Annotated in this window: 10 protein-coding genes; 9 read left to right on the forward strand and 1 reads right to left on the reverse strand. The window is 69.1% G+C overall.

Annotation, left to right across the window (positions count from 1 at the left end):
• The first annotated feature begins 2 nt into the window (after nucleotides 1-2).
• From AC07EQ_RS19100 to AC07EQ_RS19115, 4 genes are all read left to right on the forward strand, one after another.
• A complete protein-coding gene (locus AC07EQ_RS19100) occupies nucleotides 3-1,034 on the forward strand; it encodes a LacI family DNA-binding transcriptional regulator (RefSeq protein WP_478389251.1) in 1,032 nt (343 codons plus the stop codon).
• Nucleotides 1,035-1,513: 479 nt separating this feature from the next.
• A complete protein-coding gene (locus tag AC07EQ_RS19105) occupies nucleotides 1,514-2,389 on the forward strand; it encodes a LysR family transcriptional regulator (RefSeq protein ID WP_478389252.1) in 876 nt (291 codons plus the stop codon).
• A 69-nt stretch (nucleotides 2,390-2,458) separates the two neighbouring features.
• Nucleotides 2,459-3,547 (forward strand): MBL fold metallo-hydrolase, encoded by a 1,089-nt coding sequence (locus AC07EQ_RS19110; RefSeq protein ID WP_478389253.1) that lies wholly within the window; start codon nucleotides 2,459-2,461, stop codon nucleotides 3,545-3,547.
• Nucleotides 3,544-4,878, forward strand: coding sequence for an MFS transporter (locus tag AC07EQ_RS19115; RefSeq protein WP_478389254.1), 1,335 nt, complete (start codon nucleotides 3,544-3,546; stop codon nucleotides 4,876-4,878). Before AC07EQ_RS19110 ends, AC07EQ_RS19115 begins: the two co-directional genes overlap by 4 nt.
• A gap of 133 nt (nucleotides 4,879-5,011) precedes the next feature.
• Here AC07EQ_RS19115 and AC07EQ_RS19120 read toward each other — a convergent pair whose 3' ends face one another.
• Nucleotides 5,012-5,728: a GntR family transcriptional regulator gene (locus AC07EQ_RS19120; RefSeq protein ID WP_478389365.1), complete on the reverse strand. Its 717-nt coding sequence runs from the start codon at nucleotides 5,726-5,728 to the stop codon at nucleotides 5,012-5,014.
• 217 nt (nucleotides 5,729-5,945) lie between these two features.
• Here AC07EQ_RS19120 and AC07EQ_RS19125 point away from each other — a divergent pair, with 217 nt between their 5' ends.
• The 5 genes from AC07EQ_RS19125 (at nucleotide 5,946) to AC07EQ_RS19145 (ending at nucleotide 13,088) form a co-directional block, all read left to right on the forward strand.
• Complete coding sequence (locus AC07EQ_RS19125; protein ID WP_478389255.1) at nucleotides 5,946-7,457, forward strand: fumarylacetoacetate hydrolase family protein; 1,512 nt, start codon at nucleotides 5,946-5,948, stop codon at nucleotides 7,455-7,457.
• 17 nt (nucleotides 7,458-7,474) lie between these two features.
• Nucleotides 7,475-8,470: a 4-hydroxy-tetrahydrodipicolinate synthase gene (dapA, locus tag AC07EQ_RS19130; RefSeq protein ID WP_478389256.1), complete on the forward strand. Its 996-nt coding sequence runs from the start codon at nucleotides 7,475-7,477 to the stop codon at nucleotides 8,468-8,470.
• 2 nt (nucleotides 8,471-8,472) lie between these two features.
• Nucleotides 8,473-9,984 (forward strand): 5-carboxymethyl-2-hydroxymuconate semialdehyde dehydrogenase, encoded by a 1,512-nt coding sequence (gene hpaE, locus AC07EQ_RS19135; RefSeq protein ID WP_478389257.1) that lies wholly within the window; start codon nucleotides 8,473-8,475, stop codon nucleotides 9,982-9,984.
• A 31-nt stretch (nucleotides 9,985-10,015) separates the two neighbouring features.
• Complete coding sequence (hpaD, locus tag AC07EQ_RS19140) at nucleotides 10,016-11,089, forward strand: 3,4-dihydroxyphenylacetate 2,3-dioxygenase (protein ID WP_478389258.1); 1,074 nt, start codon at nucleotides 10,016-10,018, stop codon at nucleotides 11,087-11,089.
• 70 nt (nucleotides 11,090-11,159) lie between these two features.
• Nucleotides 11,160-13,088, forward strand: a complete 1,929-nt coding sequence (locus tag AC07EQ_RS19145; protein ID WP_478389259.1) for an FAD-binding monooxygenase — start codon at nucleotides 11,160-11,162, stop codon at nucleotides 13,086-13,088.
• Nucleotides 13,089-13,121: the final 33 nt, after the last annotated feature.

A 13,121-nucleotide genomic window follows, 5' to 3' on the forward strand; every position in this document is an offset into this window, starting at 1 on the left:
ACATGCCCAAGATCAGCGACGTCGCGCGACTCGCCGGAGTGTCGCCCGCCACCGTGTCCCGCGTGCTCAACCATCCCGACATGGTCACGCCGGACAAGCGCGATCAGGTGCTGGCCGCGATGCGCGAGCTCGAATACCGGCCGAACGCAGTCGCGCGAAACCTCCGGCGCGGGCACTTCGACACCCTCGCGCTGCTGGTCGGTGACGTGTCGCAGCCGTTCCACGCCAGACTGGCCAAGGCGGTGGAGTCCGCAGCGGAAGAGCACGGTTACAACGTGGTGCTCTGCGACCTCGACCATCGTCAGGACCGGCTCATCCGCTTCCTCGAAACGCTGCCGAGCCGCGCCGTCGACGGCGCGATCATCGCCACCGCGGACACCCTCGACGTGGATCCGGTCAGGGAAGCGATCGCGGCCGCCCTCGATCAGGGATTCGTCGTCGTGTCGGCAGCACTCCCGCTCCCGGGGCTGGACGTGCCCGCGGTCGTCACCGATCACCAGCTCGCCGCCGACCAGGCCACCCAGCATCTGCTGGCGCAGGATCGATGGCCGTTGGTCTTCCTCGGCGGTAGTCGCACTTCCGCGATCTCAAGGCTGCTTCGCAGCGGTTTCCAAGCAGCCTGCCGGCGCGCGGGACGGCAACCGGACCGACGATGGATCATCTCCGGAAACTTCCGGCACGACAAAGCTCACCTCGCACTCGGCGAACTCCTCGACCGCGGTCCGGAAATCCAGGGAGTGGTCGCGGCGAACACGCCGATCGCGCTCGGAGCCATGCGGGCGCTGTCCGAGCACGGGCTCGGCATCCCCCGGGACGTCGGCATCGTCAGCTGTGAAGACGTCCCCCTGGCCGACTACCTCCGCCCGGCCCTCACATCGATCAGCATCGATCTCGACGACCTCGGGCGGCGCACGGTCGACACCCTCACCACCGCGGTCGCCGGGCGGACCGTTCCCCACCTCACGCATCTCCCGCACCGGCTCGTCATCCGGGACTCCTCGGTGAATCCGGCGGAAACCGCCGAGCGTTCCTGACGATTCGTCTCCGCCGGCTCCCGGTCCGACGCCGTTCCGGTCGGTGTCGGCAACGTTGACGTTGACCTCGCGTTTGCCGTACCGGCCACGGGGGAATGAGAAAGGTGGGCGGATGCTCCATCATCCGGCCGTTGCTTCGTATGCGAAGGCGGATGTCATGACGCAGGGAAAACAGACGCCGAGGGAACATTCCTCCGAACCGGCGGAGGGACCGCAGCAGCAATCGGACAGCAGGGAACCGGCTCCTGGTGAACAGGGGACGAAGGCTTCGGCCGCGGAGGCCGAACTGCGGCGCCACGCCGATACCGCAGCAGAAGGTGAATGACCCTGGCGCGGGTCCGGCGAAGCAACGGGCGATGCGCAGCGGTGAGGTGGCAATGTCGTTCGTGCCGTATCCAGCGTCGGCTCGTTTGCTGTTCGGGAGTCGTTGTCCAAAAGCAGGTTCTGGTCGCGCGTCACCCTTCGCCTAACGTGAGCGCGTGGAACGACGTCAGCTCGAGTACTTCCTCGCCGTGGTGGACCACGGTGGGTTCACCGCAGCCGCCACCGCACTGCACGTGGCGCAGCCTTCGCTGTCGCATTCGATCAAGGTCCTCGAACGGGAACTGGGTGCGGAACTCTTCCACCGGCTACCGCGCAGCGTGCGGCTCACCGCTGCCGGTGCCGCGTTGATCGACTCCGCCCGCCGAGCGCTGCGCGAGATGGAGACCGGGCGGGCCGCGGTGCGCGAGGTCGCCGGGCTGATGGCGGGCAGGCTGGACCTGGTCACGTTGCCCACGCTCGCATTGGAGCCGCTGGCCCACGTGATCGGCCGGTTCCGCGCTCGCCATCCGCAGGTCAGGGTGCGGTTGAACCAGCCGGAGTCCGAGGACGACGTGCGCGCGGCCGTGCGCACCGGGGAGGCCGAACTCGGCCTCGCCGATGTGATGTCGCGTCCGGCCGACGACCTGGAGAGCGTCCCGATCGGCGAGCAGGAACTCGTCATCGCCTTGCCGCCGGGCAGCACTCCGCCGGACGGGCGGATGACCATCGACGAACTGCTGACCAGGGACGTGGTGACCGGGTTCGAGGGCACCCTGGTGCGCGATCTGCTGCGCGCCGAAGCCGAACGCCGGGGCACCGAGCCCAACGTCGTGGTGGAGGTCGGCCACCGCGAATCCGCGCTGCATCTGGTGATCGCCGGCGCCGGATGCGCCGTGCTGCCGCGCCCCCTCGCGCGCCTGGCCGAGCTCGAAGGGGCAGTGCTGTGTTCGATGGAACCGGTGCTGAACCGCCGGATCGGCCTCTTCCGCCGCCCGGGAAAGCTGTCCCCTGCCGCGCAAGCGTTCCAGGAAATGCTGCTGCACCGGACATAGACGGAATCTATCGGTAAGCGCGAAACTTGGTATTTGTGCCGATCGGTGGAGTGGTTTCCAATCGTCCGCATGACCGACACCACAATCCTCCGCCGCGGCAGCGCCGCCGATCCGCGCCCGAGGGTCGTCACCCTCGGCACCGCAGGAGGGCCCCGCTGGTGGTCGGGTGCGGATGCGGGCAAGCGCTCCGGCATCGCCACGGCCGTCCTCGCCGGCGACCACGCCTACCTCGTCGACGCCGGTCACGGCGTCGGGCGGCAGCTGAACCTCGCCGGTATCCCGATCAACTCGCTGCGCGCGGTGTTCCTCACGCACCTGCACTCCGACCACACCGTCGACCTGGCGAGCCTGGCGATCTTCGGCATGTTCACGTTGGCCGAGGGCCGGCCCCCGATCCGGATCATCGGACCGGGCGACCGCGGAGCGCTGCCGCCCGTCGCGCCCCGCGCGATGGTGGCCCCGTCACCGGTGTTCCCCGGGCAGCCGACCCCGGGCACGGCGGCGATGTTCCACCACCTGATGGCCGCCCACGCCACCGACCTCAACGACCGCGTGCTCGATGCGCTGCGGCCCAGCCCGCTCGACTACTTCCGCGCCGAGGACATCCGCATCCCCGAGGACACCGGCTACCACCCGAACGACAACCCGACGCCGGAAGGCATGCAGCCGTTCGAGATCTACGCCGACGAACTGGTCACGGTCACGGCCACCCTCGTGCGCCACCCACCGATCGCACCAGCGTTCGCGTTCCGCTTCGACACTGCGCACGGCTCCGTCACCGTCTCCGGGGACACCGCGCCGTGCGACAACCTGGTCCGCCTCGCCCGCGACACCGACCTGCTGTTGCACGAGGCGATCGACTTCGACTGGGTCCACCGCACCTACGCGGAGGGCGGGCCGACCGCGCAGGCCTCGATCGATCACCACACCAAGTCGCACACCAGCCCGGCGCAGGCGGTGGACATCGCCAATGCCGCGGGCGCCAAGGCGCTGGCCCTGCACCACCTGGTGCCCGGCACCACGCCGCGATCGGTGTGGGATGCCGCAGCCGCGCGGTGCCACGGCACCTTCGTCGTCCCCGACGACCTCGACGTGCTCCCCTTCGGCACGCCGCACGCCGGAGTCCGCGTCCCGGAGGAGGAGGTGTCCGCATCGTGAAGACGCGGACCGCCGCTCCAGCGGGCGAAGAATCCACATCGGACAGTCTCAATACCAGGGAAATGCGGCGCATCCTGGCGTCGAGCTTCATCGGCAGCGCCATCGAGTTCTACGACTTCATCCTGTACGCGACCGCCGCCAGCCTCGTGTTCGGCAAGTTGTTCTTCGCCGGGATGCCGCCCGCGGTGGGCCTGTTCGCCTCGTTCAGCACGCTGGCCGTCGGATACGTCGCCCGCCCGCTCGGCGGCGCGGTCTTCGGCCACTTCGGCGATCGCCTCGGCCGCAAGGGCGTGCTGATCGTGTCGATGGTGCTGATGGGGGCGGCCACCACCGCGATCGGCGTGCTGCCGACCAGCGCCCAGATCGGCGTCGCGGCACCGACCCTGCTGGTCGTGCTCCGGCTGGTGCAGGGCCTGGCCGTCGGTGGCGAATGGGGCGGCGCGATGCTGGTGGCGCTGGAACACGCCCCGTCGAAGCGACGCGGGTTCGCGGCGAGCTTCGCCAACATGGGCGGGCCTGCTGGTGCCGTGCTCGCGACCCTGGTGGTGTCCGCGTTCTCGACGTTGCCGGACGCGCAGTTCCTCAGCTGGGGCTGGCGGGTGCCGTTCTTGCTCAGCACCGTGCTGATCGCCATCGGCCTGCTGATCCGGCTGAAGGTGTCCGAGACGCCGTTGTTCCTGGAGCTGGAGACCAAGGCCGAGCGCCGGAAGATCCCGCTGCTGGAGGTCGTTGCGCAGTACCCGCGCAACCTGGTGCTCGGCATCGTCGCCGGGATGAGCTCCTACACCGTGCAGGGTCTGATGACGGTGTGGGCGGTGGCGTACGCGATCGAACTCGGTGTGGACCGGACCGGAGTGCTCAACGTCAAGGCGGTCGGGGCGACGCTGACGATCGTCGGGATCTGGTTCGCCGCCCGCCTGTCCGACCGGTTCGGCCGCAAGCCCGTGATGCTCGCCGGCATGCTCGCCGGGGCGGTGCTGGCGTACCCGATCATCTTGCTGCTGCAGTCGGGCACGCTGTGGGGCTTCGCGATCGGCCTCTTCCTGGCCAACGGCATCATCCAGGGCGTGATCTTCGGACCGTTCGGCGCGTTCGTCGCCGAGCTCTTCCCGACCCGGATGCGCTACACCGGCGCGTCCCTGGCCTACCAAACGGCCTCCACGCTCGGCGCCGGGTTCACCCCGGTGATCGCCTCCGGGTTGGTGCTCGCGGCCGGTGGCGACCTGTGGCTGATCGGACTGGTGTGGGCCTTGTCGTTCCTGGTCTCCGCGGCCTGCGTGCTGGCCACCCGGGAGGGCCGCGACGTCGACCTCACCGGTGAGACCAAGTAGTAGCCGGGGCCACCGCGTGCAATGGCGGTATCACCACAGTTCGCGTGGTGGAGTCGACCACGCGGGTTCTGGTCCGAAAATGCTCGGCTCCGGCCCCGGACACCTGGTTGCCCCCGGACACGCCGGGAGAGCCCTACTTCTCCGTGCCGTGCGGCTGATCGTGGTCGCGCTGGAATCGCCAGAACGCGTCGAGGGTGGCGGTGCGGTGCCGGCGCGCGGCGAGTTCGATCTCGATGGGGTCGGCGCCGTTCTCGATCAGTGCGACGAGGTGATCGTGCTCGGCGACGGATTCGACGGCGCGGCCCGGTACGAAGCTGAAGGTCGAGTCGCGCAGCATGCGCAGCCGGCTCCAGCCGCGGCGCACGAGGTCGGTGATGTGCTCGTTGGGGCAGCGGGCGAACAGGACGGCGTGGAACTCCTCGTTGAGCTCGGTGAAACGGCGCGGGTCGAAGTGCTCGAGGCTCTCCCGCATCCGCTGGTTCACCGCCCGTGCCCTGGCGAGGTCGTCGGCGGTCAGCAGCGGGGCGGAGAAACCGGTGGCGGCACCTTCGACGACCGCCAGCGTCTGCATCGTGGTCACGTATTCGCCCTCATCCACCAGGGCGACCTGGGCGCCGATGTTCTTCTCGAAGGTGACCAGTCCTTCGGCCTCCAGCCGACGAATGGCTTCGCGGACCGGGACCACGCTGATGCCGAGCTCGCCGGCGATCTGGCTCAACACCAACCGGTAGCCCGGCGTGAAGCGGTGCGAGACGATCCGATCGTGGAGCCACTCGTATGCCCGTTGGGATTTGCTGGTGGCGACACTGTCCGCCTCTCCGCGATTTTCAGTGGTGGTTGCGTCCGGGATTGGACTCGCGTTTCGCGGTTTCTTGTGGCTGGGTTGCATCACGGTCCCCTTAGGTGCGGTTGAGCAGGACTCCGGTCGACACAAGGGGTGTCATGCGTCCTCGTTTCGCTGGTGTCCACCTTATTTTGCCCGAGGCGCCGCGTGCGTCCCGATCCCTTCCGTCGAGGGTGTGCACTCGGCGTTGATATCAGATACGTCATCATATACGATCCACGGCATGACGCACGACGATGGCCGTTCTCCCGCCGAAGGACTCGCTTGGCACCCACTGGTCGGGCGGCCGGGCAAGGTGATCGCACTGCACCTGAACTACCCGTCGCGAATCGCCCAACGCGGCCGGGCGCCGGCCAAACCGTCGTACTTCCTCAAGCCGGTGACCTCGCTGGCGGTCACCGGCCAGGCCGTCGAACGCCCCCTGGGGGCCGAACTGCTGGCCTTCGAGGGCGAGATCGCGTTGGTGATCGGCAAGGCCGCCCGCCGGGTCGCGCGCGAGGACGGATGGTCGTACGTGTCCGCCGTGACCGCGGCGAACGACCTCGGCGTCTACGACCTGCGGGCCGCGGACAAGGGCTCGAACTTACGTTCGAAGGGCGGTGACGGCTACACGCCGCTGGGTCCCGTAGCCCTGCCCGCCGCTGAGGTCGACCCGGCCGCGCTGCGGGTCCGGACCTGGGTGAACGGCGAGCTCGTCCAAGACGATTCCGCGGGCACCGTCACCTTCCCGTTCGGCGAGTTGATCGCAGACCTGTCGCAGCTGATCACCCTGGAACCCGGCGACGTGGTGCTCACCGGCACTCCCGCCGGATCCTCGGTGGTGGTCCCGGGCGATGTCGTCGAGGTCGAGGTGGACGTCCCGGACACCGAGCACCGCACAGGTCGGCTGCGGACCACCGTGGTCGAGGGGGCGGTCCCGCTGCCGGCCTTCAGCGCGCAGCCGGCGCCCGACGATCACCAGCGGGCCGAGGCGTGGGGGAGTCGCGAGGCCGCCGGGCTCGCCGCGGAGCCGGCGGCGTTCGAGCTCACCGGCGAGCTGATGGCGAAGCTGCAGAAGGTTTCGGTGGCGACGCTGTCGTCGCAGCTGCGCAAGCACGGCTACAACCAGCTGTCGATCGACGGCGTGCGCACCAACCATCCCGGCCGGAAGATGATCGGCCGAGCACGCACGCTGCGCTTCGTGCCGGCCCGCGAGGACCTCTTCCGCAGCCACGGCGGCGGGTACAACGCGCAGAAGCGGGCCTTCGACGCGCTCGGTCCCGGTGACGTGCTGGTGGTCGAGGCCCGCGGCGAGCACGGCAGTGGGACGGTCGGCGACATCCTCGCGCTGCGGGCCCAGGTCCGGGGCGCGGCCGGCATCGTCACCGACGGCGGCGTGCGGGACTGGAACGCGGTCGCCGAACTCGACATCCCCACGTTCTCCGGAGGTCCGCACCCTGCCGTCCTCGGGCGGCGGCACGTGCCGTGGGACGGCGACATCACCGTCGCTTGCGGCGGCGCGACCGTGCAGCCCGGCGACCTGATCGTGGGCGACGACGACGGTGTCCTGGTCATCCCGCCTCCGCTGCTGGCCGAGGTGCTCGACGCCGCGATCGAGCAGGAGGCCGAGGAGGCGTGGATCGCGGCCCGGGTCGCCGAGGGCGCGGCCGTCGACGGCCTCTACCCGCTGACCGGCGACTGGCGGAAGCGGTACGAGGCCGAGCGGAACACCGACCAACCGAACACCGACGCATAGCCCGCAGGAGGATCGACATGAGCAACGCTCCGGGTGCCTGGCGCACCCGCCCCGAGGAACTGACCGGATCGATCGCGCCGGTGGTCACCCCGTTCACCGCCGATGGCGAAGTGGACCACCAATCGCTGGCGAACCTCGTCGACTGGCAGCTCAAGCAGGGCTCCGATGGGATCTCCATCGGCGGCTCGACCGGCGAGCCGAGCGCCCAGACGATCGAGGAACGGGGGGAGGCGATCCGCACGGTGCTCAAGACCGTCGACGGCCGGGCCCCGGTCGTCCCCGGCACCGGCTCGGCCAAGCTCAACGAGACCGTCGAGCTCACCGGCGCAGCGTACGACGCCGGTGTCGACGCCGCGCTGATCATCACGCCGTACTACGCACGGCCCACGCAGGAAGCGCTGTACGTCTGGTACAAGACGGTCGCCGCCGAGTACCCCGACCTGCCGATCATCGCCTACAACGTGCCGAGCCGGACCGCGGTGGAGATCGCGCCGGAGACGGTCGCCCGGCTGCACCGCGACGTGCCGAACTTCGTCGGGATCAAGGAGACGACCAAGGACTTCGAGCACTTCTCCCGGGTGATCAAGGCGGCCGGCCGCGATCTGCTGGTCTGGTCCGGCATCGAGCTGCTGTGCCTGCCGCTGCTCGCCCTCGGGGGCACCGGCTTCGTCAGCGCCACCGCCAACATCGCGCCGTCGGCCACGAAGAAGATGTACGACGCCTTCCACGCCGGACGGCTCGAGGAGGCGCTGGACATCCACTACGGCCTGCACCCGCTGGTGGACCTGATCTTCGTCGAGACCAATCCGGCGCCGGTCAAGTGGGTGCTCCAGCAGCGCGGCCTGATCAGCTCCGGTCACGTCCGCCCGCCGTTGATCACGCCGACCGAGCCGGGCGAGGACAAGATCCGCGCGCTGCTCTCCGAAGGTGCGAACTACCTGTCGGCGGTCGACGAGAGCGACACCATCACGGCGCGCGCCGCGCGCACCCCCGCCCCCACCGGAGGAGAATGATCATGACTGATGCCCTCGCCACGACCGTCCAGCACGTGCCGGAGAACCTGCCGAAGCGGATCCAGCACTTCATCGACGGCGAGTTCGTCGACAGCCTGGACGGTGACACGTTCGACGTCCTGGACCCGGTGTCCAACCAGAACTACCTCAAGGCCGCGGCCGGCAAGCAGGCCGACATCGACCGCGCCGTCGCGGCGGCGCGCAAGGCCTTCGACGAGGGCCCGTGGTCGCGGATGCCGCCGCGGGAGCGGAACCGGATCCTCAACCGGATCGCCGACATCGTCGAGTCCCGCGACGAGCGGCTGGCCGAGTTGGAGACCTTCGACTCCGGGCTGCCGATCACCCAGGCGCTCGGGCAGGCGCGGCGGGCCGCGGAGAACTTCCGGTTCTTCGCCGACCTGATCGTGGCGCAGGCCGACGACACGTACAAGGTTCCCGGCAAGCAGGTCAACTACGTCAACCGCAAGCCCAAGGGCGTGGCCGGGCTGATCACGCCGTGGAACACGCCGTTCATGCTGGAGAGCTGGAAGCTGGCGCCGGCGCTGGCCGCGGGCTGCACCGTGGTGTTGAAGCCGGCCGAGTTCACGCCGCTCTCGGCGAGCCTGTGGCCGGAGATCTTCCGCGAGGCCGGCGTGCCGGACGGCGTGTTCAACCTGGTCAACGGCATCGGCGAGGACGCCGGTGACGCGCTGGTCAAGCACGAGGACGTCCAGCTGATCTCGTTCACCGGGGAATCGGCGACCGGCGAGCTGATCTTCGCGAACGCCGCGCCGACGCTGAAGGCGCTGTCGATGGAGCTCGGCGGCAAGAGCCCGGCCGTGGTGTTCGCCGACGCCGATCTCGACGCCGCGATCGACTCGACGGTGTTCGGTGTCTTCTCGCTGAACGGCGAACGCTGCACCGCCGGCAGCCGGATCCTGGTGGAGCGCCCCATCTACGACGAGTTCGTCCGGCGCTATGTCGAGCGGGCCAAGAAGATCAAGGTGGGCAACCCGCACGACCCGGCCACCGAGGTCGGCGCGCTGGTGCATCCCGAGCACTACGAGAAGGTGACCGGCTACATCGAAATCGGCAAGACCGAGGCCACGCTGGCCGCCGGCGGCGGCCGACCGGAGGGCCTCGAGTCGGGCAACTACGTGGAGCCGACGGTGTTCGTGGACGTACCCCCGACGGCGCGGATCTTCCAGGAGGAGATCTTCGGCCCGGTCGTGGCGATCACCCCGTTCGACAGCGACGAGGAAGCACTCGAGCTGGCCAACGCCGTCAAGTACGGGCTGGCGGCCTACGTGTGGACCTCGAACCTCGAACGCGCGCACAGCTTCGGGCAGCGCATCGACGCCGGCATGGTCTGGCTGAACTCGCACAACGTCCGGGATCTGCGCACGCCGTTCGGCGGCGTCAAGGCATCCGGCCTGGGACACGAGGGCGGCTACCGGTCGCTGGACTTCTATTCCGACCAGCAGGCCATGCACATCTCGCTGGCGCCCGTTCACACCCCGAAGTTCGGCGCCTGAGGGCGTCACGCATGCGAAGGAACGTTCAACGATGAGTGTCTCGGCTGCCGCATCAGAGCTCACCCCGCCCGACATCGTCCGCTGCGCTTACCTCGACCTGGTGGTCACCGACCTGGCGGCGTCCAGGGAGTTCTATGTGGACACCCTCGGTCTGGTGGTGACCGAGGAGGACGACGAGGCGATCTACCTCCGCTCGTTCGAGGAGTTCATCCACCACAACCTGGTGCTGCGGAAGGGACCGGTCGCCGCCGCGGCGGCGTTCGCCTTCCGCGTCCGCACCCCGGAGGACGTGGATCGGGCCGAGCAGTGGTTCGCCGCGCGCGGTTGCCGCACCGAACGCCGCGAAGACGGTTTCGCCAAGGGCATCGGTGACGCGGTCCGGGTCACCGACCCGCTGGGTTTCCCGTACGAGTTCTTCTACGAGGTCGAGCACGTCGAGCGGCTGGCGTGGAGCTACGACCTGCACAGCCCGGGCGCGCTGGTCCGCCTCGACCACTTCAACCAGGTGACCCCGGACGTGCCGAAGGGGCGGGCGTACCTGGAGGAGCTCGGCTTCCGGGTGACCGAGGACATCAAGGACGAGGCGGGCACCACCTACGCGGCGTGGTTGCGGCGCAAGGCGACCGTGCACGACACCGCGCTCACCGGTGGCGACGGGCCGCGATTGCACCACATCGCGTTCGCCACCCACGAGAAGCACAACATCCTCGCCATCTGCGACAAGCTCGGCGCGTTGCGCAAGTCCGACGTCATCGAGCGCGGGCCCGGACGGCACGGCGTTTCCAACGCCTTCTACCTCTACATCCGCGACCCCGACGGGCACCGGGTCGAGATCTACACCCAGGACTACTACACCGGTGACCCGGACAACCCGGTCGTGACCTGGGACGTCCACGACAACCAGCGCCGGGACTGGTGGGGCAACCCGGTCGTCCCGTCCTGGTACACCGAGGCGTCGCCGGTCCTCGACCTCGACGGCAACCCGCAGCCGGTGCGGGAGCGCACGGAGGCCGGCGAGATGGCCGTGACGATCGGTGCCGACGGGTTCTCCTACACCCGCAAGGACGACGTCGCGGAGGGCTTCAAACTGGGAAACTCGTTGTGAGCGGCGAACTTTCGGCGAGAACCCAACGCGCACTGGCTATGCGTAACCCACAATGACGTGAGGAGAGACCGTGCAGTTTCACCACCACGGGTACGTTTCCGGTGATCCGCGCATCCAGCCGCCCGCGGGTGTCGGCGTAGATCGCCCCGAGGAGCTTCCGGACGAGGTCGATGTCCTCGTCGTGGGTAGTGGCCCTGCCGGAATGATCGTCGCCGCTCAGCTGGCGCAGTTCCCCGACATCGTCACGCGCGTCATCGATCGCCGCCCCGGCCGGCTGGAGGTCGGGCAGGCCGACGGCATCCAGGCCCGCAGCGTCGAGACGTTCCAGGCGTTCGGCTTCGCCAACCGCATCATCGAAGAGGCCTACCGGATCACCGAGATGGCCTTCTGGAAGCCGGACCCCGAGAACCCGGAGAACATCGTCCGAGCCGCCCGCGCTCCCGACGACCCGGCCGGGATCAGCGAGTTCCCCCACCTGATCGTCAACCAGGCGCGCGTGCTCGACTACTTCGCCGAGGTGGCGCGCAACGCTCCGGCCCGGCTGGTGCCGGACTACGGCTACGAATTCGTCACCCTGGACGTCGCCGAGGAAGGGGAGTATCCGGTCACGGTCACCCTGCGCCGCAGTGCGGGTGAGGACGAGGGCGCGGAGCGGACGGTCCGGGCCAAGTACGTGATCGGCTGCGACGGCGCGCGCAGCAAGGTGCGCGAGTCGATCGGCCGCGAGCTCGTGGGAGACCAGGCCAACCACGCGTGGGGCGTGATGGACGTGCTGGCCGACACCGATTTCCCCGACATCCGCACCAAGTGCGCCATCCAGTCGCACGACGGCGGCAGCATCCTGCACATCCCGCGGGAGGGCAACCACCTGTTCCGGATGTACGTCGACCTGGGCGAGGTCTCCGAGGACGACGACGGAGCGGTGCGGAACACGACGCAGGAAGAGGTCGAGGCCCGCGCCAACGTGATCATGCATCCGTACACGGTGACGGTGAAGCACGTCTGCTGGCGCAGCGTGTACGAGGTGGGGCACCGGCTGGCCGAGAAGTTCGACGACGTGCCGGAGCAGCTCGTGGGCATCCGCAGTCCGCGGGTGTTCATCACCGGCGACGCCTGCCACACCCACAGCGCGAAGGCGGGCCAGGGCATGAACGTGTCGATGCAGGACGGCTGGAACATCGCCTGGAAGGTCGCGCACGTGCTCGAAGGACGTGCCCCCGAGGCGCTGCTCGACACCTACTCCGCGGAGCGCCAGGTGATCGCGCGGAACCTGATCGACTTCGACAAGCAGTGGTCGAGCCTGATGGCCGCCAAGCCCGAAGAGCTGGACGATCCCTCCGAGCTGGAGGACTTCTACGTCAAGACGGCCGAGTTCCCCGCCGGGCTGATGACGCAGTACCAGCCGTCGATGATCATCGGCGCGGCCACGCGCCAGAGCCTCGCGACCGGATTCCCGGTCGGCAAGCGCTTCAAGTCGAACGGCGTCACGCGGGTCTGCGACGCCAACCCGGTGCACCTGGGCCACCACCACCGCGCGGATGGGCGCTGGCGGATCTACGTGTTCGCCGACCGGCCGGCCGCGGGGCAGCGTTCGAAGGCGACCGACTTCGCCGAGTGGATCGGCGGCTCGCCGGAATCGCCGGTGGTCGCGTACACGCCGAAGGACGGGGACGTCGACGCGTGGTTCGACGTCAAGGTGATCTACCAGCAGGACCACACCGGCGTCGATCTCGCCGCCGTGCCGCGGGCGTACCTGCCGAAGGTCGGCCCGTTCGGCATCGTCGACTACGAGAAGGTGTACGCCGCCGACCCGCAGGACGACATCTTCGAGGCGCGTGGCATCGATCGTGCCGGCGCGCTCGTCGTCGTGCGGCCTGACCACTACGTCGCGAACGTGCTCCCGCTGGACGCGAAGGAGGAGTTGGCGGCGTTCTTCGCGGGCATCTTCAACGCGAAGCGGCCCGTCACCGTGCACGAAACGTGTGAAAACGGGTCGTGAGCCGACACCTTGCGGTGCCGACGTCGGCCCGCG

The organism is Saccharopolyspora sp. NPDC045839 (genome assembly GCF_056431645.1).

What these genes read in the sequence shown, in the direction of transcription:
- dapA (WP_478389256.1), top strand. Translation starts at nt 7,475, where the DNA reads ATGAGCAACGCTCCGGGTGCCTGGCGCACCCGCCCCGAGGAACTGACC.
- AC07EQ_RS19125 (WP_478389255.1), top strand. Translation starts at nt 5,946, where the DNA reads ATGACGCACGACGATGGCCGTTCTCCCGCCGAAGGACTCGCTTGGCAC.
- AC07EQ_RS19110 (WP_478389253.1), top strand. Translation starts at nt 2,459, where the DNA reads ATGACCGACACCACAATCCTCCGCCGCGGCAGCGCCGCCGATCCGCGC.
- hpaD (WP_478389258.1), top strand. Translation starts at nt 10,016, where the DNA reads ATGAGTGTCTCGGCTGCCGCATCAGAGCTCACCCCGCCCGACATCGTC.
- hpaE (WP_478389257.1), top strand. Translation starts at nt 8,473, where the DNA reads ATGACTGATGCCCTCGCCACGACCGTCCAGCACGTGCCGGAGAACCTG.
- AC07EQ_RS19100 (WP_478389251.1), top strand. Translation starts at nt 3, where the DNA reads ATGCCCAAGATCAGCGACGTCGCGCGACTCGCCGGAGTGTCGCCCGCC.